Source organism: Hymenobacter busanensis (assembly GCF_008727865.1).
Lineage (GTDB): Bacteria > Bacteroidota > Bacteroidia > Cytophagales > Hymenobacteraceae > Solirubrum > Solirubrum busanense.
Genome location: NZ_VTWU01000005.1, coordinates 165,295 through 184,104, shown reverse-complemented (window position 1 = coordinate 184,104; position 18,810 = coordinate 165,295). Strand labels below are relative to the sequence as shown.

Here is an 18,810-nt window from a genome sequence, read left to right as displayed (position 1 = left end):
AATTTTGAAAAATTATCTGTATGCTTGCAAACGGCGCAATCATTTTGCATTAGAATAAGGCTAATAGTTTTGGCCGTTCACCAAAGCAGAGACAGAATGCAGTTTAAACAACGACTCAACCTCTCGGGCTTCTTGATGATGTGGCTGCTGGCTACCGTGTTTGCCGCCACCCCGCTTCGCACTCTGGCCGACGATACGCCGGCCGCAACCACCAGCAAATCAAGCGCATTACGCGGCCGGGCTTCCTGGTACGGCCGCGAGCATCAAGGCCACCGCACCAGCAACGGCGAGCGGTTCGATCGAAACAAATACACCTGCGCCCACAAAACCCTGCCCTTCGGCACCAAGCTGCGCGTAACCAACGCCCGCACCGGCAAAGCCGTGGTGGTGCGCGTATCCGACCGCGGCCCGTTCCGCCACCAGCGCATCCTCGATCTAGCCGAAGTAGCGGCCCGCCCGCTCGACATCGTGCGCCTCGGCGCCGTGGATGTGGTAGCTGAGGTAGTACCCAACGACACCCCGCTGGGCCCCGTAGCCGGTACCGTAGCCGTGGCCGATGTTCCGGCTGATAGCCCGGAAGTTCCTGCCGCTGTGCTCGAAGCCACCGCCGACCTCAACGCCACGCCCGACCCCGCGCCCACCTTCGTGGTACAGGCCGGCACTTTCGCCACCACGGCCAACGCCGAAGCCCTGCGCCAGCGCATTGCCCAGCTCGACAACGCCCTTCCGATTGCCGTGCAGCCCACCACCACGCCCGAAGGCCGTAGCGTGAGCCGCGTAGTCGTCGGCCAGGGCCTCGACCGCTCGGCCGCCGAAGACCTGCGCAAACGCCTGCAGCAGCGCGGCATCAATGGCTTGGTGCGCCAGGCCGAGAACCTATAGCTAGGCCTTACGGCTCATTGCGTCGGCGGCGCCTCAACTTCCCGGTTGAGGCGCCGCTGTCGTTTGGCCGGGGCCCCCGTTTGGTTACCAGCAGCTGAGCGTGCATCTTGAGGACCGTTCTTTTGGCTGCTTATGATGTTTCGTTGGGTTAAAGCCGCGCTGAGTCTGTTGCTCACCGGCGTCCTCGTTTGGGTACTGAACACCTCGCACGGCCAGGTGCCCGCGTTTGGCAAGTTCCTGAGCCCGTTTGAAGGCTTCTGGCGCAATGGCGAGGCCGACGCAGATTTCGCCGCTGAGCAGACGCTGACCTTGCCCGGCCTGCAGCAGCCCGTGACCGTGCGCTTCGACGACAAGCGCGTGCCGCACGTCTTCGCCCAGAACGACCACGACCTCTACTACGCCCAGGGCTACCTCACGGCCCGCGACCGGCTCTGGCAGATGGAATTTCAGACCCACGTGGCGGCCGGGCGGCTCTCAGAAATCGTGGGCGAAGGCCGGCTCGAAACCGACCGTTTTTTCCGGCGCATGGGCATGGGGTACGGCGCCCAAAAGTCGCTCGACGCGATGATGAGCGACCCAACCACGCGCACCGTGCTGACGGCGTACTCGGCCGGCGTGAATGCCTATATCGGCAGCCTCGCGCCGCGGGATTTGCCCTTCGAGTACAAACTGCTGAACTACCGCCCCGAGCCGTGGCAGCCGTTGAAGTGCGCGCTGCTGCTCAAGTTCATGGCCTGGGACCTAAGCGGCCGCTCCGACGATTTGCGGATGTCGAACGCGCTGAGCGCCTACGGGTCGGCGGTGGTGCAGGACTTGTTTCCCGATTACCCGCAACGCGAAGACCCGATTGTGCCGGTGGGCACGCCACTCGACTACAAGCCGGTAGCGGTGCCCGAAGCACCAAATTTGTTTAAAGCGGCGCTGTCGAACCGCGTGCCGCAGCACGAGCCCGACCCGGAGCTGGGCTCCAACAACTGGGCCGTGAGCGGCGCCAAAACCGCTACTGGCCTGCCCATGCTGGCCAACGACCCGCACCTGCAGCTAAACCTGCCCAGCATTTGGTACCAGATGCAGCTGACCGCGCCCGGCGTGAACGTGTACGGTGTGACCATTCCGGGTGCGCCCACCATCATCATCGGCTTCAACCAGCAGGCAGCCTGGGGCGTCACCAACGTGGGCGCCGATGTAGTGGACTGGTACCAGATAAGATTCAAGGACCACACCAAGCGCGAATACTGGCACGACGGCCGCTGGAAGCCGGTGCGGCGTGTGGTGGAGCACATCAAGGTGCGCGGCCTGCCCGACCGCCTCGACACGGTGCTCTACACCCACCACGGCCCCGTAGTGTACGACCACGACGAGAAGCCCTTCCTCGACCAAACGCCCATCCGGCACGCGCTGCGCTGGACGGCCCACGACCCCGCCAACGAAGTGCTGGCCTTCTACCGCCTGAACCGCGCCCGTTCCTACCAAGACTATACCGCGGCGCTGGCCTCGTACGGCTCGCCGGCCCAGAACTTCATTTTCGCTTCGAACCAGAACGACATTGCCATTTGGCCCAACGGCCGCTTCCCCCTGAAGTGGCGCGACCAAGGCAAATTCATTCTTGACGGCACCGACCCAGCCTACGACTGGCAAGGCTGGATTCCGGCCGCCCAAAACCCGCACGTGAAAAACCCGGCGCGCGGTTTTGTGTCGTCGGCCAACCAGTTTTCGGCCGGCCCCGACTACCCCTACTACCTCGGCTGGAGCTTCGGCAGCTACGAGCGCGGCCACCGCATCAACCAGCGGCTGGCGCGCATGACGCAGGCCACCGTGGACAGCCTGCGGCTGCTGCAGAACGACAACCTGAACTTGAACGCCCAGCTGATGCTGCCGCGCATGCTGGACCTGGTGCAGCCGGCCCAACTCACCGCCGACCAACGCCGCGCCTACGACGAGCTGCGCCGCTGGAACTACTTCTACGACGCCAACGCCATCGGGCCCAGCATTTTCGAGCTGTGGTATACCAACTTGGTAAAGCACCTTTGGGAAGACGACTTCGGCACCCAGCCCGGCCGCCCCATGCGCTACCCCGGCCGCGACCGGACCAATACGCTGCTACTGCAGGAGCCCACGTCGAAGTGGATCGACGACCGCCGCACGCCCGGCAAAGAAACCCTCGACCAACTGGCGCTTAACTCTTTGCAATGGGCCACCGATTCGCTGCAGCGCAAGTTTGGGCCGCTGGGCCCCGAGTGGCGCTGGGCGCACCAGAAAAGCACCGACATTCTGCACCTGGCCCAGCTACCCGGTTTCGGCCGCATGGACTTGGACTGCGGCGGTGGCGCGGGCATCGTAAACGCTACCTCGGAGCGCAACGGGCCCTCCTGGCGCATGGTGGTAGCCCTGGGACCCGAGCCGAAAGCCTACGGCGTGTTTCCGGGCGGGCAGAGCGGCAACCCCGGCTCCCGCCACTACGACGACCTGATCGAGACTTGGCGCGTGGGCCAACTCAACGAGTTGGTGTTTTTGCACAGCGCCGCCGAAACCAACCCGCGCGTGCCGGCGGCTTGGCAACTCCGTCCGTGACCCTCGAATTCATTGTTCCTCACTGCAGCTCCGCTATGCGCAATTCCCTGGTTCTGTTTCTACTGATTTTGATAGGTGCCGCGCTGGCACAGCTGGTTTTGCCGTGGTGGTCGGCAGCGGTGGTAGCGGGGTTGCTGGGACTGTGGTGGGGCCGGCACGCGGGCCGCACGTTTTTGGCAGGCTTCAACGGCGTGGGCATGGGCTGGATGGCCCTGGCCACGTGGCACCACTTGCACAGCGGCGGCGAGCTTAGCCAGCGCGTGGCGCAACTGCTTCCGTTGAGCGGGAATGCGTGGGCGCTGGTAGTGGTTACGGCCGTGCTTGGCGGCTTGGTGGGCGGACTGGCTGCCTTGGCGGGCGTCTGGATACGGCAAGCTGTGGCACCGGTCAAATACAACAATGCTTCAGACGTTGCAGAAACGACTGTGTCACGCAAAACCGTAGCCTGATTACTAGCTTTTTTACAATAGCCAAGCTTGTCTTCCTGCTCGTCTCCTTGAGCCCCTGCACCGTATGGCGCGGGGGCTTTTTGCATGGTCTTTCTATCGGGTTCTAGCAAAAAACTACATCAATAGTTTATTAACTAAAAAATTAGTTATACATTCAGTTCATCATTTCCATTATGCAGAACCTCCCCGAACTCACCCGCGCCGAAGAACAGGTAATGCAAGTGCTCTGGCGCTTGGGTCCTTCCTTCGTGAAAGAAGTGCTGGCCGAAATGCCCGCGCCACGACCGGCCTACAACACGGTGTCCACCATCATTCGGATTCTGGAACAAAAGAGCTACGTAGGTCACGAAGCTTTCGGGCGCACGCACCGCTACCACGCCTTGGTGCCACAGGACGACTACCGCCGTTTCTCGTTGGGCAAGCTGCTCGGCGGCTACTTCGGTGGCTCGTTCAGCCGCTTGGTGTCCTTTTTCGCGAAGGAAGAAAACCTGACCGCCGCGCAACTGGACGAACTGCTGCGCCATGCCCACCCAAACCCCAATCCGCCTACCGATGACGACCATCAACCTGCTTAATTGGATGGGCCAAAGCACGCTTTTTCTGGGCGTATGCTGGCTGTTTTACCGCTTGGTGCTATACCGCGAACGGTCGTTTCAGTTCAACCGGGGGATCCTGCTGCTCGCTCCACTGCTGGCAGCGACCCTGCCGCTGCTGCCACTGAACTGGTTCAACTCAGCAACTGCCCTGCCGACGTTGCCGACCACTTGGCTTCCTGCTACCTGGCTGCCTGAAGTTCGCGTGGGCGGTGTCCCAGCCGCCGCTGCCCCGCTGCCCTGGTCTTGGCTGGGGTTGATGTACGCAGGCGGTGTGCTGGTGAGCCTACTACACCCTGTGCGCGGCTTAGGTCAGCTGTGGTGGATGAGTCGCGGGCTGCCCCGGCAGCCCCAGTCCGGCTACACGCTGCGTCTGACGGGCGGCCGACTACCTATTAGCTCGTTTGGGCGCAACGTGTACTGGGACGAAACCGCGCCGCTCACGCCCGCGGAGGCAGCGCAGGTGCTCCGCCACGAAGTAGCCCACGTGCAGCAGGGCCATTCGGCCGATTGCCTGTGGCTGAATTGCTGGCAGGCGGTGCTTTGGTTCAATCCGTTCGTGTACCTGCACGGCCGGGCGCTGCGCCTCACCCACGAGTATCTCGCCGATGCCGCTGCCGCCTATCCCGCGGCAGCCCCCACCGTTTACTCCGCTTTGCTGGCCCGGCTGGCGGTGGCGCAGTTTGCCGCCGCTCCGCCGCCAGCTCACTCTTTTTCCACTTCCCAAACCTTGAACCGCATTGCTATGCTAAGTAGTAGAACACCTGTGCGCCGCTGGAAGCAGTGGCTCGTACTGCCGCTACTGAGCCTGCTGGTGGGCACGGCAGCCTGTGAAAAGGCCGAACCGCTGACTCCGCCGTCAGCCCCCGCTGCCCAGGAGACTCCCGCGCCTGCTCCCGGCAAAGAGCGCGTATACGGTTTCGCAGAACGCATGCCCGAGTACGCGGGTGGTTTGCAGCAATTGATGCGTGACCTGGGTGCCCAGATCAAGTACCCGACCGCCGCCAGGCAAGCCCATGTGGAAGGCAAGGTGTACGTGCATTTTACCATCGACTCGCAAGGCCAGATGCGCGACATACACGTGCAAAAAGGCGTGAGGACCAGCCCGGACAAGCAGTGGATGGCCGACGAGATGAACCAGGCAGCGCTACTTGCCGTGCGCAACCTGCCCGGCCGCTGGACGGCTGGCTCTCAGAATAAGCGCCCGGTATCGGTGGGCTGCACCGTGCCGGTTTCGTTTGCCCTCCCGTGGCAGGCCGCCAAGCTCGGGCTTTTTCCCGCACTGAACCCCTCGGATAAAAATTGCTGATAGATGGACCGGCTTGGCCGATGCCTGCGCCTCCGGCCCGTCATGCTTGCCTATTTCTTTTCGGCTTCGAGCACTCGGTAGCACCTATCTATTTTGGCCTGCGCCGCTCCTCTCCTGCACACGGCAGCAGAGGAGCGGCGCTGCGTTTTAACTCGCTTTTAATGCCCTAAGCTCCGGTAGTTCTTCCATTCTCCCCACGAAACGCCCTATCTTTGCTGCTACACCTTTGCCCACCAACACCCTCATAGTGACTTATTTCCCGCGTACCTCCCGCCTCGCAGCCGTGGCGCTGCCCGTGCTGGGCTTGTTGCTCACCACTACCCTCACTCCCAGCTGCTCTACCCGCTCCGACGCCGAAACCGGTGCTACCGCCGCCGATTCGGCTGAAGCCGTCAAGCCCGCCGTCATCGATACGGTAGCACTGAAGCGCGAGGCCATGCGCCGCGACTCGCTGAAGGCCGACTCGATTGTGCGCAAAAGCGGGCAACTGCCGGGCGCCATTTTGCCGGGCAAGCGAATCGTGGCCTTCTATGGCAACATCCGCTCAAAGGGCATGGGCATCTTGGGTCGTGAGCCGAAGGAGCAGATGTTCCGCAAGTTCGAGAAGGTGTTGGCCGAGTGGCAAGCCGCCGACCCCAGCATTCCGGTGCAGCCGGCCCTGCACAACGTGACCATCACGGCCCAGGGCACGCCCGGCAAAGACGGCAAGTGGCGCCTGATGAACTCCAAAGCCACCATTGAGGAAGTGCGCAAGTGGGCCAAAGAGCACAACTGCATCCTGTTTCTGGACGTGCAGCCGGGCCACAGCACGCTGCAGGTCGAGCTGCCCAAGCTGGAAGAATACCTGAAGGACCCGACCATTCACCTGGGCATCGACCCCGAGTTTTCGCTGGCCACCATGCCGGGCATCCGCCCCAACCAGCGCATCGGCACCCTCGACGCCAAGGACATCAACTTCACCATCAACTTCCTGGCGCGCATCGTGAGCGAAAACCACCTGCCGCCCAAGGTGCTGACCGTGCACCGCTTCACGCGGAAAATGGTGACCAACTATAAAAACATCAAGCTCGACCCGCGCGTGCAGGTGGTGATGCACATGGACGGCCACGGCGAACCGACGCTGAAAAAGGACTCGTACCACGACTACATCCAGACCGAGCCGGTGCAGTACACGGGCTTCAAGCTCTTCTACGAGTACGACCCCAAGCCCAAGCCGCACCACCTGATGACGCCCACCGAAGTACTGACGCAGCTCACTCCCAAGCCCCTGTACATTCAATACCAATAGGTCGCTAGGCTCTGGGTGGTCGGTTGACACCCGAACCGCACTTGGACCCAACAGAAAGCCCCGGCCGCATGCGGCCGGGGCTTTCTGTTGGGTGCTGCTAACGGAGCTTTAGTGCGCCGCATTCAGGTCGACCTTCACGCCCGGCTTGGGCCGCTTGATGAGGAACACGAGCGGGATGCAAAGCATGAAGAAGGAGCCGATCATCAGGAAGGTCTGCGAATACGTGATGAGGGCCGTTTGCTTCATAACCATGCCTTCGAGGGCGGCGTAGGCCTGCTGCTGCGCCTGCACAAAGCTGGCGCCTTTGGCCATGAAATTGGCCACCAAGCCCTGCAGGCGCTGCTGGGTTTCGGGGTCGTAGAGCGACACATCCTCGATCAGGCCCACGCGGTTTTGCATGGTGGTGCGCTCCAGATACGTACCCACCAGGGCCACCCCAAACGAGCCGCCGAGCTGGCGAATCATGCCGGTGAGGCCGGCGGCCTGGCCCGCATCTTTGCCGCTGAGGCCGGCCAACGACATGGTGGTGATGGGCAGGAAGAGCAACGCCAAGCCGAAACCGCGCAGCATCAGCGGCCAGAAAAAGTCATGCTCGCCGGCGGTGGGCGAAATCTGGGTGCTCATCCAGTACGAGAAGAAGAAGAACACCACGAAGCCCACCGGCAGCATGAATTTCTGCGACACTCCTTTCTGAATCATCTTGCCCACCATGGGCATCATAAAGCCCGTGAGCAAAGCGCCCGGCAACAGCAGATAGCCGGTTTGGGCCGCCGTAAAGCCCAGAATGCGCTGGCAGAAAATGGGAAAGACAAACACCGAGGCAAAGAGCCCGAAACCGAGGATAAAGGAGAGAAACGCCCCCACGGCCAGGTTGCGGCTCTTGCCCAATACCCGCAGGTCTACAATGGGTTGCCGGGCCGTCAGTTCGCGCCAGACAAAACCGGCCAGCCCGATGACGGTGAAGCCCGTGAAGAGCAGGATGTTCTGGTCCTCGAACCAGTCTTTGCTTTCGCCCTGCTCCAGCACGTACTGCAACGAGCCCACGCCCAGAATCAGCAGGAATACCCCGGCCCAGTCGATTTCCCCAATGGGCCTGCGGACGGCGTTTTTGATGCGCTCCGGGTCGCGAATGAACGTGACGGTGAAAATGGAGGCCAGCACGCCCACCGGCACGTTCACGTAGAAAATCCAGGGCCAGTCGTAGTTATCCACGATGTAGCCGCCGAGCGTGGGGCCGATGGTGGGGCCGATGATGACCCCCATGCCGAACAACGCTTGGCCCAGGGCCAGCTGGTTGGGCGGGAAAGTGTCGATGAGGATGGCTTGCGAGGTGGCCATAAGGGCGCCGCCGCCCACGCCCTGAATGAAGCGGAAGGCGACCAGCTCCCAGATGTTGGTGCTCTGCCCGCAAGCCATGGAGGCCAGCGTGAACAGCACTACCGAGAACAGGTAGTAGTTTTTGCGGCCGAACTGCTCGGCCAGAAAGCCCGTCATCGGAATCACGATAACGTTGGCAATGGCGTAGGACGCTACTACCCAGCTCACCTCCTGCTGCGTGGCCGAGAGGTTGCCCATCATCTGGGTCAGGGCCACGTTCACGATGCTGGTGTCAATAAGCTCCAGCAAGCAGCACATCACCACCGTGACGACGATGATCCACTTGGTAAATCCGGTTTCCAATGCTGATGCTTAATAGCGTCATCCCGATGAAGGAAGGACCTTGCCACGCCCGATAGCCACTATCCAGCGACAGTCGTTCCGCCGTGAGAAGGTCCTTCGCAAGCGCGGGATGACAGGTGAATTACTTGTTCCCCTTCGTTGCTACCGTTGCCGTCACGCTCATGCCGGCGCGCAGCGGGTGCTCGGGGTCTACTTTGTCTAGGGCAATGCGCACGGGCACGCGCTGGGTCACTTTCACGAAGTTGCCGGAGGCGTTGTCGGGCGGCAGCAGGGCGAAGCGTGCGCCCGTAGCCGGCGACAACGACTCGATGTGGCCGGTAAATTCCTCGTTTGGGTACGCATCAACTTCTACCTGCACCGGCTGGCCCACGCGCATGTTTTCCAGCTGGGTTTCCTTGAAGTTGGCAATAATCCAGGTGCGGTTGCTGGCTACCAGGCCCATCAGCTGCTGCCCGGGCGCTACCACCTGGCCCGGCTGCACGTTCTTCTTGCTGATGATGCCGTTGGTCGGGGCCTTGATGGTCACGTAGCTCAGCTGCAGCAGGGCATTGTCAAGGTCGGCTTGGCGCTGCTTCACAATGGCCTGCGCCACGGCTACCTGCTGCTGGGCCGCAGCTACCTGCTGACGAGCCACGTTCACCTGGTCGGCGGCGGTGGCACGCTGGGCGCTGGTAGCTTTCAGGTTGGCCTGCACGGCATCCAGCTCGCTTTGCGGGATGATGTCTTCCTTGCGCAGGAACTGGCTGCGCTTCAGGTCTTTCTCCAGACGCGCGCGGTTGGCGTCGCTCACGCCAATGGCCGACTGCGCCTGGCTGACGCCGGCCGAAGCCGTGCCCACGGCGGCGCGGGCGGCTACCACATTGGCTTGCGCGGCAGCCAAAGCAGCCTGCGCGGCATTCACGCGCTGCTGATAGTCGCCGGGGTCGAGCGTCACGAGCACGTCGCCCTTTTTCACTTCTTGGTTGTCTTCGGCTTTCACCTCCAGCACCGGCCCGGCCACGCGGGGCAGTACGGGGTAAATATCGCCTTCTACTTGCGCGTCGTCGGTTTCTTCGTGGGTTTGGCCAAACTGGTAGCGTTGGTAGCCGAAGTAGCCGCCCACGAGCAGCAACAGGGCCAGTACCAGCAATACAATCGGGCGCTTCGAGCGGCCCTCGGGCTGCTCGTCGTAGGCGGTGTCAACGGCGGCGGGTTGGGCTGGGCCACCGGTTTGCGAAAGGGGGCGGTCTACAACCGGTTCTTGCGTTGCCATTCGGATGCGAAATAAGAAAGGATGGAAAGTCGGGAGAAAAGCTTAGGCCGACTGGCGGAACGCGCTGTCGGACTGGGGTTTTACGAGAATGGCGGCGCATGGGGCGCAGCGGACCACGTGCTCGGCGGTGTTGCCCATCAGGAAACGGGTCAGGCCCGTTTGCCCGTGCGACCCAATTACAATCAGGTCGGCGTGGTGCTCAGCGGCCTCCCGCACAATTTCGCGGGCCGCCTCGCCGTGGCGTACCAAGGTTGCTACGCGCTGGGCGCCGGCCTGGGCAGCCTGGGCCTGGTACTGCAGCAGTAGCTGTTGGGCTTCCGGCTCGGGCAGGGCCGCCGTCTCGCCGCTCAGCACCAGTTGCGGCTCCAGCACGTGCAGCAGGCGCAGTTCGGCGCCGGTGCAGCTAGCCAGGGCCGTGGCATAGGCCAGCAGCGGAGCCGAGGCCGCCGAGAAATCGAGCGGACAAAGAATGGTGACCAGCTGCATCATTACCAGATTTGCTCGCCGGTAGCGCGCTTGAGCTGGTACTGTCCCAGCGTGTAGTTGTAGATGGCCTGCAGGCGGGCCAAGCGGGCCTGGGCCAGCTGGGTCTCGGCGTCCAGCACGTCGAGGTTCGAGCCTACGCCGTAGCGGTAGCGGGCCTGAGCGCGGGTAAGCGCATCGGAGGCCTGCACAATCTGCGCTTCGGCGTTGGTGTAGCGGGCGGCGCTGGCGTCCATGTTGTTGGCGGCCTGCCGCACATCGGCCCGAATCTGCTCCTGCGTGTCTTGGGTGCGAGCCTGCAACGAGCGAATGGTGGCCTGGGCTTCCACGCGCTGGTTGCGGTTCTTGTTGCCGTCGTAAATGGGCACCGAAAGCTGGGCCACGCCTACGGAGTTAGGTCGAATCTTATTCAACTCGGGCAGGTAACCGTTTTTGGCGCCGAACTGTGCCCCCACGCCCAGGGTGGGCATGTTGGCGCGCTCAATCACCCGCAGGTTCATGGTGGCCGTGTTTTCGGCGTCCTTTGCCAGCTTTATTTCGGGTCGGTTTTCGCTGGCCTGCGTTAAGGCCTGGTTCAAGTCAACCGGCTGGGGCTGGTAGGCAAACGTACCGCGCACGGGCGTGTCGGTGTACTCGGGCTTGTGTAGCAGGCGGGCCAGCTGCACCTGCTGGTTGCGCAACTGGTTCTGCAGGTCGATGCGGGTGTTTTCGGCCTGCGTGATGCGCACCTGCGTGGTTGTCACGTCGAAGCGGGTACTTACGCCGCCTTCCACGCGCTTCTCCATCTCGCGCTGGTGCTGCCGGAGCGAGGCAATCTGCGCGTCCTGCACCTTGATGCTTTCGCGCACGAACAGGATGTTGTAATAAGCCTGCACGGCCGAATACGCCAGGTCGCGGCGCGTCACGTTGATCTGGTCGGCGGCCGTCAGGCGGCGGCTTTCGGCCAGGTTGTAGCTGGCTTCCTTCTTGCCGAAGTCGAGCAGACCGTACTGCAGCGTAATGTGGGCGTCGTAGTTGTTGTTGGGCGCCAGCTGAAATACCGGCGCGTCGGGGCTCAGCTGCAGCTTCACCACCGGGTCGATGCGGGTGTAAGTAGCCTGGCCGCTCACCTGCGGCAGAAAGCCGCCGCGGCTTTGCTGCACGCGGCTGGTGGCGGCATTTACTTCTTCTTCCAGCGAGGTAAGCGCGGGGTTGGCATCAAGCACGGCCTGCACGGTGCCCACGAGCGTGAGCGAGTCGCCGGGCAGGGTTACGGTTTGCGCCTGCGCCGCGTGGCCCAGCAGCAATCCTAAGCTGGCCAGGGCCGACACGGTGAAAAATGGTCGAGAAATCATAGCGGGTGACAACGTATGGTCGCCCCGCTAATACCCAAGCTTGTGCCAAGGGGTTTTCCAGATTAAAAAATTCTTCCAAAACCGACTTCAGCAACTCAAAAAGGCAGATTATTTTTTAATCTCACCTTTATTTGCACCTGGTTACACAGTTCTATTTTCCTGATATTTCAGAATTTCCCAATTTTTGTTCCTGACATATCAGGAAGAATCATGCCCGATCAAGACGAGTCGCTGCTGCTGTACCTCAATGAAACCATTGCCACCACCCGCAACAAAGACGAGCTGTTTCGCATCGTGACGGAGAAGCTGCGGCTGATTTTTCCCTTCGACGCCATTACCATCCTCACCTTCGACGCCGAGCAGCAGTACCGCCGCGTGTTCCTGCGCGACTACCTCGGCGAGTTGCTGCCGCCGCTGCCGGGGCGTAAGCCCAGCAAGTTGTCCATTGAAAACTCGCCCATCGAGCAGTTCATCAAAGCGCCGCACCTGCAGCAGTACGATTTGGTGGAGGTGGCGGCCCAGTACCCCACCTTCGAGCCGTTTGCTCTGATGGTGGAGCGCGGCATGCGCTACCTCACCGTTGTGCCCTTGCGCACCGGCGGGCAGCTCATTGGCATGCTGTCGTTGCTGGCCCGCCGCGCCTCCGACTTCTCCCCTGCCGATGTGAGCCTGCTCGAGAAAATCGGCAGCCTGGTGGCTGTAGCCGTCAATAACACGCTGGCTTTCGACGAAATAGCCCGCCGCGAACGGCAGAAAACCACCCAGCTGGCCGTCAATAACGCCTTGCTCACCATCAAGGACCGCGAAACGCTGTTCCGCACTATTGCCACCGAAATCGACCGCGTGGTCCCCTGCGACTATTTTGGGGTGCGTGTGCGCATGCCGGGCACCGAAGTGCGGGCCTTCGCCGAATTTGCCAAACAGCCCGATGGACAGTTCGAGGCCCTGGGGGAAAACCGCTACGACGGCATTCCCGACCCCGAGGCCAGCAAGCAGGCCGTAGCGGCGTTGTTTTCGAGCCCCGGCGTGTACGTAGGCGCCGATTTTGAGGACTTGGCCCAGCGCTACGCCCTAATGCGTTACATCCGCGAGCAGCGCGGCACGCAGTCATTGCTGTGCGCGCCGCTGTGGGTGGGCGACGAACAGGCCGCCGCGCTCATCATGGCCAGTCGCCTGCCCAACGCTTTCAGCGACGAGACGCTGGAACTGATTCTGAGCCTGGTGCCGCAGGTGACGCTGGCCATCCAGAACGTGTTTGCCTTCGAGCAGATTGATGCGCTGCGGGCCCAGCTGGAGCGGGAGCGAACCTACCTCATCGACGAAATCAACGACGCGGCCGCGGCCCGGTTCGGCGACTTCGTGGGCACCAGCGCCGTGATGCAGCAGGTGTTTACGCGCATCTCGCAAGTGGCGCCCACCGACAGCACCGTGCTCATTACGGGCGAAACCGGAACCGGCAAAGAGCTGATTGCGCGGGCATTGCACAACCTCTCGCCGCGCAAGGAACGGGCGCTCATCAAAATCAACTGCGCCGCCCTGCCCGCGCAGCTCATCGAAAGCGAGCTGTTCGGCCACGAGAAAGGCGCGTTTACGGGCGCCGTCGAACGGCGCATCGGCAAGTTTGAGCTAGCCGACGGCGGCACCGTGTTCCTTGACGAAATCGGGGAGTTGCCGCTCGATTTGCAGGCCAAGCTGCTGCGCGTGCTGCAGGAAAAGGAGTTTGAGCGCATCGGCGGACGGCGCGTCATTCGCTCCGATGCCCGCGTGATTGCCGCCACCAACCGCGTGCTGGAGGAAGAGGTAGCCGCCGGCCGTTTCCGCGCCGATTTATATTACCGCCTCGACGTGTTTCCGATTCACTTGCCCGCCCTGCGCGAACGGGCCGAGGACATTGAGCCGCTGATCCGGCACTTTCTGGAGCGCTACACCAAGAAGCTGGGCAGGCCCGTGCGCGGCCTGCGGGCCCGCGACCTGCGGGCCCTGCAGCAGTACCCGTGGCCGGGCAACATCCGGGAGTTGGAGCACGTGATTGAGCGCGCCGTTATTGCCTCGCAGGGGCCGTTTTTGGAGTTTGCGGGCTTTTCGTCGGGCGCTACGCAGGCGGCGGTTTCGGCGGGTGCTGGCTCATCGGCGCCGCTGAAAACCCTGCAGGAGCAGGAGCGCGACCATATTCTAGAGGCCCTGCGGCGCACCGGTGGGCGCGTGAGCGGGGCCAACGGCGCAGCGGTGCTGCTCGATATCAACGCCAAAACGCTGGAGGCCCGCATGAAAAAGCTGGGCATTCGGCGCGAGCATCGGGCCACATAAGGGCTGACCATAACGGGCTGATCTGCGTACACTAAGACATGGTTTCACCTCATAACTGATTTCAGCCATGCCCGCCACGAACGTTCCCAAGACCCCGCAACACGACGACCCGGCCCGCAAAAAGCAGGAAGACCAGCGGCCGAACACCAACCAAGCCACCAACAAGGGCAAAACCATTACGCCCGACAAAGCCCACGACAAGCAACGCTAACTCCTTGCTGTAACCCTTCGACGCCCGTTGTTCAGCCCTGAGCAACGGGCTTTTGTTTTTGCCCTGCCCAGCCCGATAAAGCGAACTACCGCGCTGCTGTTGGCGTTTTGCCTGTACCTTACCGTCGCATGCCCTCCGCTCCCGCCTCGCCCCCCGATTCGTCCTTGCTCACCCGCGAGCATGTGCTGCGCGCCCTGCGCCAGATCGACCGCGAAGCCCGCGAGCTGACGCCAAGCACGGTGTACGATTTGCTGTTTCGAGGCCGGCGCTACCCGCCCCGGCCGGTGGCCGAGCTGGCCTTCCGGCTGGCTACCGGCGAAACGGAGGCCGCATGGCCCCTGCCCGCCGGTGCGCCTACCAACCAGGTGCTCGAAAAGCTGAGCTTTACGGTAACGACCAAGCGGCCGGTGCTGGCCAACTCGCCCCACGACGGCGACGTGGCCGCGCAGGAAGCCATGCAGGGCCTGTACACCGGCTTGGCGGCCGACGAAATTCCGCAGCCGTCCGCGCCGCGCAAATCGGCTGCGCCGGCGGCCGAGGCCCAGCTACAAGTTCAGGAACCCGAAACCGCCTACGGTGCCGCGCCAGCCGAACCATACAACCGTGCCGCGGCGCTGGCCGAGCTGTTTATTTCCGGCGACAAGCTCGACGACGCGCTGGCCGGGCTGGAACGCAAGCGCAACCTGATTCTGCAGGGTCCGCCGGGCACGGGCAAAACGTTTCTGGCCCGCCGCCTGGCGTGGCTGCTGCTCGGCGCCACCGACGAAACCCGCGTGGAGTTGGTGCAGTTTCACCCCAGCTACAGCTACGAGGACTTCGTGCAGGGTTTCCGGCCCGACGGCCACGGCGGTTTCCACCTCGCCGATGGCGTGCTGCCCGACGTGTGCCGCCGCGCCGCGCAGGACCCGCAACGGCCGTTTATCCTGCTCATCGACGAAATCAACCGCGGCCACCTGAACCGCATTTTCGGCGAGCTGCTGGTGCTGCTGGAGCCCGACAAACGCGGTGCGCGCCACGCTGTGCGCCTACCCTACTCGCCGGCTACTGCCCCACGCTTTTTCGTGCCCGACAACCTGTACCTCATCGGCACGATGAACACGGCCGACCGCTCTCTGGCCCCGCTGGATTACGCCCTGCGCCGCCGCTTCGCTTTCGTGAACATGGAGCCGGAGTTTGGCCAGCCGCTGCGGCAGTTGCTACTGAAGCAAGGCGTTTCCGCCGCCGTGACCGAGCGGCTGCTGAGCCGCATGATCGAGCTCAACCAAGCCATTGCCGCCGACCCCGAACTGGGCCCCGATTTTCAGATCGGCCACAGTTACTTCTGCCTGCCACCCGCGCGCCCCGCTGAGGCGCCCACGTGGCTGCACTTGATTTTGGAGCAGGAAATAGCGCCGCTGCTCGACGAGTATTGGTTCGATCAGCCCGCACAAGCTGAGGCACACAAGCAGCGGTTGCTTAGAACTTAGGAAGTACTGCGTCACCTGCATGGGGTTGCGCTGAGTCGTCCACAAAATCCGATTAATCCGAAAATAATCCGCGAGAATCCGTGGTCCCGATCCAGAATCTGTACTACCTGCTCTGCTATGCCTGGAACCGCCTGCCCGAGCACGGCGAGTGGCAGCGCGTGGACACAAGCACGTTCCACCGGCCGCTGGAATTGCTCACCCACATGCTGCTCATTGGCACGCGGCGGCTGGTGCAGCAGGGTTTGCCGCTGGGCTACGCCGAGCGTGAGGCGGAGCTGCCCGAGCTGCGCGGCCGCATCCTGCTCACGCCCACCATTTCCCGCGACTTGCTGCGTCAGGGCCGCGCCGTGTGCGCTTTCGACGAGTTGGGCCCAAACACGCCGTTCAACCAGCTGCTGGCCGGCACGCTTGAGGTGCTGAGCCGCACGCGCCACCTGCCCGCCAGCCTGCGCCAAGAAGTGCGCCGGGTGCGGGCCCGCTTGCCCGAGGAGCTGCAGGCGGCCCCGTTTACCCGCCACCAGCTGCGCACCGTGCGCCGCCTACGCTTGCCCGGCGCCGAGGGCTTCCTGCTTAACATCTGCGACCTGATTTACCGCACGGCTCTGCCCGAGCCCGACACCGAAGGCCGCACCCGATTCCACGATTTCCGGCGCGACGAAACCTTGATGGCGCAGCTGTTTGAGCGGTTCGTGCGCAACTTCTACCGGCTGGAGCAGCGGCGCTACCGCGTGCTAAGCGAAACCATCAGCTGGCAGGCCCAGGCCGAGCAAGCCGCCGACCTGGAGCTGCTGCCAAGCATGATTACCGACACCACCCTTGAGTCGCCGGCGCGCAAAATCATTCTCGATACCAAGTACTACACGGCCGCCTTCAAGCCGCACTACGACCGGCAGCGGCTGATTTCACCGCACCTCTACCAGCTCTACACCTATCTGCAAAACCAACCCGCGCCGGCCGGGCAGCAGCTCGAAGGCGTGTTGCTCTACCCCGCCGCTACCCACACCGCCGACTTGCGCTATACTCTTGGTGGCTTTCCGGTGCGCGTCGTCACCATCGACCTGAACCAGCCCTGGCCCGGCATTGCGGCCGATTTGCTGACCCTCGTGGCGTAGCTTCAGCGGGGTCCACGTTGCAAAGCCGCCCGACGTTTCGGGCGGCTTTTGCTTTTTTGATAGGATTAGCGGTTCTTTTCTGCGGTTTCCGCTGGTTTTGCGTGCATCCACGGCGGCAGCGCGTCGTCATTGCCTCCGAAACGAGCCCATTCCCCTCGTTGTCCTCTTCTATCACCAAACCATTACGCTTTTGAAACGACGTGATTTTGTGGGCTTAACCGGCCTTGCCGCCGGTGCCCTGTTTCTGCCGAGCTTCCCCGGCTTCGGCGGCACGCTGGTCGACCCGGCCCGCTTGCTGGAACCGGTGATGGACGCGGGCGTAAACAAACGCCTGGCCGACGCGGCCCTGAACGCGGCCAAGTCGGCTGGCGCCACTTACGCCGACGTGCGCATCGGGCGCTACTTGAACCAAAGTGTGTTCACCCGCGAAAAGCAGGTGCAGAACATTGCCAGCACCGAAAGCTTCGGAGCCGGCGTGCGGGTATTGGCGAATGGCACCTGGGGCTTTGCGGCCACGAATACCGTGACTGAAGCCGGTATGGCGAAGGCCGCGCAACTGGCCGTGCAGATTGCCAAGGCCAACGCGAAGGTGCAGAAGGAGCCCGTGAAGCTCGCGCCCCAGAAAGGCTACGGCGAAGTGAGCTGGAAGACGCCCATTCAGCAGAACGCTTTCGAGGTGCCCATCGCGCAGAAGGTGGAGCTGCTGCTGGCCGCCAACGCGAAAGCCCTCGACAACGGCGCCAACTACGTCAATTCGGCCTTGTTCCAGGTGAACGAGCAGAAGTATTTTGCCTCGACCGACGGCTCTTACATCGACCAGGACGTGCACCGCATCTGGCCCACGTTCGGCGTCACGGCCATCGACAAGCAGTCGGGCAAGTTCCGTAGCCGGGAGGCACTTAGCTCGCCCATGGGCATGGGCTACGAGTACATGGTGCCGAAAGCGGCCGACAAGATTGCCGGGCCGGCCGGCACGGGCCTTATCGGCTACAAAAACAGCTACGACATCTTGGAAGATGCCGCGCTGGCGGCTAAACAGGCCAAGGAAAAGCTCACGGCCAAGTCGGTGACGCCGGGCAAGTACGACCTCGTGCTCGACCCTAACCACCTGGGCCTGACCATCCACGAGTCGGTAGGTCACGCCACCGAGCTGGACCGCGTACTGGGCTACGAGGCCAACTACGCGGGCACTTCGTTTGCCACGCTGGAGTGGAAAAAGCAGGGCAAGCCCTACGGTTCGAAAGTAGTCAACATCGTGGCCGACAAGCTGCAGCCCAATACCCTGGGCGCGGTGGGCTACGACGATGAAGGCGTGAAAACCAAGCAGTGGGACATCATTCGGGAGGGCATGCTGGTGGACTACCAGAAAACCCGCGACCAAGCGCACATCGTGGGCCAAAACGAGTCAGATGGCTGCTGCTATGCCCAGTCGTGGCAGGACGTGCAGTTCCAGCGCATGGCCAACGTCAGCCTCAAGCCCGGTACGCAGAAGCTGAGCGTGGACGACATGATTAAGGGCGTCGACAAGGGCATTTACATTGCCGGGCGCGGCTCGTTCTCAATCGACCAGCAGCGCTACAACTTCCAGTTCGGCGGCACGGTGTTCTACGCCATCGAGAAAGGCAAGATTGCCGGCATGCTCGAAGACGTGGCCTACCAGGCCAACACCCAGGAATTCTGGAACTCCTGCGCTGCCACCTGCGACGAATCCGATTACCGCCTGATGGGTTCGTTCTTCGACGGCAAGGGCCAGCCCAGCCAGGTGTCGGCCGTGAGCCACGGCAGCAGCACCACGCGCTTCAACGGCGTCAACGTCATCAACACCGCCCGCAAAGTCGGGTAAGAAGGTGCTCATGCGGTAAAGCACATCAGC

15 protein-coding genes are annotated in these 18,810 nt (G+C 62.7%); 11 read left to right on the top strand and 4 right to left on the bottom strand.

Annotated elements, in window-relative coordinates; translation table 11 throughout:
- Nucleotides 1-96 precede the first annotated feature (96 nt).
- The 6 genes from F0P96_RS14270 to F0P96_RS14245 all read left to right on the top strand — a co-directional run bounded on the left by F0P96_RS14270 (nt 97) and on the right by F0P96_RS14245 (nt 7,092).
- On the top strand, nt 97-882 hold the full coding sequence (locus F0P96_RS14270) for a septal ring lytic transglycosylase RlpA family protein (protein WP_151079583.1): 786 nt from the start codon (nt 97-99) through the stop codon (nt 880-882).
- A gap of 132 nt (nt 883-1,014) precedes the next feature.
- Nucleotides 1,015-3,453: a penicillin acylase family protein gene (locus F0P96_RS14265; RefSeq protein WP_338074398.1), complete on the top strand. Its 2,439-nt coding sequence runs from the start codon at nt 1,015-1,017 to the stop codon at nt 3,451-3,453.
- Nucleotides 3,454-3,488: 35 nt separating this feature from the next.
- Nucleotides 3,489-3,902 carry a hypothetical protein gene (locus F0P96_RS14260; RefSeq protein WP_151079582.1) on the top strand — a complete coding sequence of 138 codons (414 nt, stop codon included), beginning with the start codon at nt 3,489-3,491 and terminating at the stop codon, nt 3,900-3,902.
- Nucleotides 3,903-4,075: 173 nt separating this feature from the next.
- Entirely contained in the window at nt 4,076-4,477 is a 402-nt protein-coding gene (locus F0P96_RS14255) for a BlaI/MecI/CopY family transcriptional regulator (RefSeq protein ID WP_151079581.1), read from the top strand.
- Nucleotides 4,455-5,804 (top strand): TonB family protein, encoded by a 1,350-nt coding sequence (locus tag F0P96_RS14250; RefSeq protein ID WP_160620314.1) that lies wholly within the window; start codon nt 4,455-4,457, stop codon nt 5,802-5,804. The genes F0P96_RS14255 and F0P96_RS14250 overlap by 23 nt, the downstream gene beginning before the upstream one ends.
- Nucleotides 5,805-6,030: 226 nt before the next feature.
- A complete protein-coding gene (locus F0P96_RS14245; RefSeq protein ID WP_235917477.1) occupies nt 6,031-7,092 on the top strand; it encodes a hypothetical protein in 1,062 nt (353 codons plus the stop codon).
- Nucleotides 7,093-7,200: 108 nt separating this feature from the next.
- Here F0P96_RS14245 and F0P96_RS14240 read toward each other — a convergent pair whose 3' ends face one another.
- The 4 genes from F0P96_RS14240 to F0P96_RS14225 form a co-directional block, all read right to left on the bottom strand.
- Nucleotides 7,201-8,772, bottom strand: a complete 1,572-nt coding sequence (locus tag F0P96_RS14240) for a DHA2 family efflux MFS transporter permease subunit (RefSeq protein ID WP_151079579.1) — start codon at nt 8,770-8,772, stop codon at nt 7,201-7,203.
- 121 nt (nt 8,773-8,893) lie between these two features.
- A complete protein-coding gene (locus F0P96_RS14235) occupies nt 8,894-10,024 on the bottom strand; it encodes an HlyD family secretion protein (RefSeq protein ID WP_151079578.1) in 1,131 nt (376 codons plus the stop codon).
- A 42-nt stretch (nt 10,025-10,066) separates the two neighbouring features.
- Nucleotides 10,067-10,513 carry a universal stress protein gene (locus tag F0P96_RS14230; RefSeq protein ID WP_151079577.1) on the bottom strand — a complete coding sequence of 149 codons (447 nt, stop codon included), beginning with the start codon at nt 10,511-10,513 and terminating at the stop codon, nt 10,067-10,069.
- Nucleotides 10,513-11,841, bottom strand: coding sequence for a TolC family protein (locus F0P96_RS14225; protein ID WP_151079576.1), 1,329 nt, complete (start codon nt 11,839-11,841; stop codon nt 10,513-10,515). Before F0P96_RS14225 ends, F0P96_RS14230 begins: the two co-directional genes overlap by 1 nt.
- Nucleotides 11,842-12,051: 210 nt before the next feature.
- On the opposite strand from F0P96_RS14225, the gene F0P96_RS14220 reads away from it, so the two are divergent.
- The 5 genes from F0P96_RS14220 to F0P96_RS14205 all read left to right on the top strand — a co-directional run bounded on the left by F0P96_RS14220 (nt 12,052) and on the right by F0P96_RS14205 (nt 18,780).
- A complete protein-coding gene (locus F0P96_RS14220) occupies nt 12,052-14,148 on the top strand; it encodes a sigma 54-interacting transcriptional regulator (RefSeq protein WP_151079575.1) in 2,097 nt (698 codons plus the stop codon).
- Between the two features lie 67 nt (nt 14,149-14,215).
- On the top strand, nt 14,216-14,359 hold the full coding sequence (locus F0P96_RS21035; RefSeq protein WP_160620312.1) for a hypothetical protein: 144 nt from the start codon (nt 14,216-14,218) through the stop codon (nt 14,357-14,359).
- Nucleotides 14,360-14,487: 128 nt separating this feature from the next.
- Nucleotides 14,488-15,825, top strand: a complete 1,338-nt coding sequence (locus F0P96_RS14215; RefSeq protein ID WP_151079574.1) for an AAA family ATPase — start codon at nt 14,488-14,490, stop codon at nt 15,823-15,825.
- Nucleotides 15,826-15,905: 80 nt separating this feature from the next.
- The gene (locus F0P96_RS14210) at nt 15,906-16,937 is read left to right on the top strand and encodes a 5-methylcytosine restriction system specificity protein McrC (RefSeq protein WP_151079573.1); all 1,032 of its coding nucleotides are present in this window, start codon (nt 15,906-15,908) and stop codon (nt 16,935-16,937) included.
- Between the two features lie 190 nt (nt 16,938-17,127).
- A complete protein-coding gene (locus tag F0P96_RS14205; RefSeq protein ID WP_151079572.1) occupies nt 17,128-18,780 on the top strand; it encodes a TldD/PmbA family protein in 1,653 nt (550 codons plus the stop codon).
- The last annotated feature ends 30 nt before the right edge of the window (nt 18,781-18,810 follow it).

Excerpts from the sequence above, each read along its gene's own strand:
- F0P96_RS14270 (WP_151079583.1), top strand. The coding sequence starts at position 97 with ATGCAGTTTAAACAACGACTCAACCTCTCGGGCTTCTTGATGATGTGG.
- F0P96_RS14265 (WP_338074398.1), top strand. The coding sequence starts at position 1,015 with ATGATGTTTCGTTGGGTTAAAGCCGCGCTGAGTCTGTTGCTCACCGGC.
- F0P96_RS14260 (WP_151079582.1), top strand. The coding sequence starts at position 3,489 with ATGCGCAATTCCCTGGTTCTGTTTCTACTGATTTTGATAGGTGCCGCG.
- F0P96_RS14255 (WP_151079581.1), top strand. The coding sequence starts at position 4,076 with ATGCAGAACCTCCCCGAACTCACCCGCGCCGAAGAACAGGTAATGCAA.
- F0P96_RS14250 (WP_160620314.1), top strand. The coding sequence starts at position 4,455 with ATGACGACCATCAACCTGCTTAATTGGATGGGCCAAAGCACGCTTTTT.
- F0P96_RS14235 (WP_151079578.1), bottom strand. The coding sequence starts at position 10,024 with ATGGCAACGCAAGAACCGGTTGTAGACCGCCCCCTTTCGCAAACCGGT.
- F0P96_RS14230 (WP_151079577.1), bottom strand. The coding sequence starts at position 10,513 with ATGATGCAGCTGGTCACCATTCTTTGTCCGCTCGATTTCTCGGCGGCC.
- F0P96_RS14225 (WP_151079576.1), bottom strand. The coding sequence starts at position 11,841 with ATGATTTCTCGACCATTTTTCACCGTGTCGGCCCTGGCCAGCTTAGGA.
- F0P96_RS14220 (WP_151079575.1), top strand. The coding sequence starts at position 12,052 with ATGCCCGATCAAGACGAGTCGCTGCTGCTGTACCTCAATGAAACCATT.
- F0P96_RS21035 (WP_160620312.1), top strand. The coding sequence starts at position 14,216 with ATGCCCGCCACGAACGTTCCCAAGACCCCGCAACACGACGACCCGGCC.
- F0P96_RS14215 (WP_151079574.1), top strand. The coding sequence starts at position 14,488 with ATGCCCTCCGCTCCCGCCTCGCCCCCCGATTCGTCCTTGCTCACCCGC.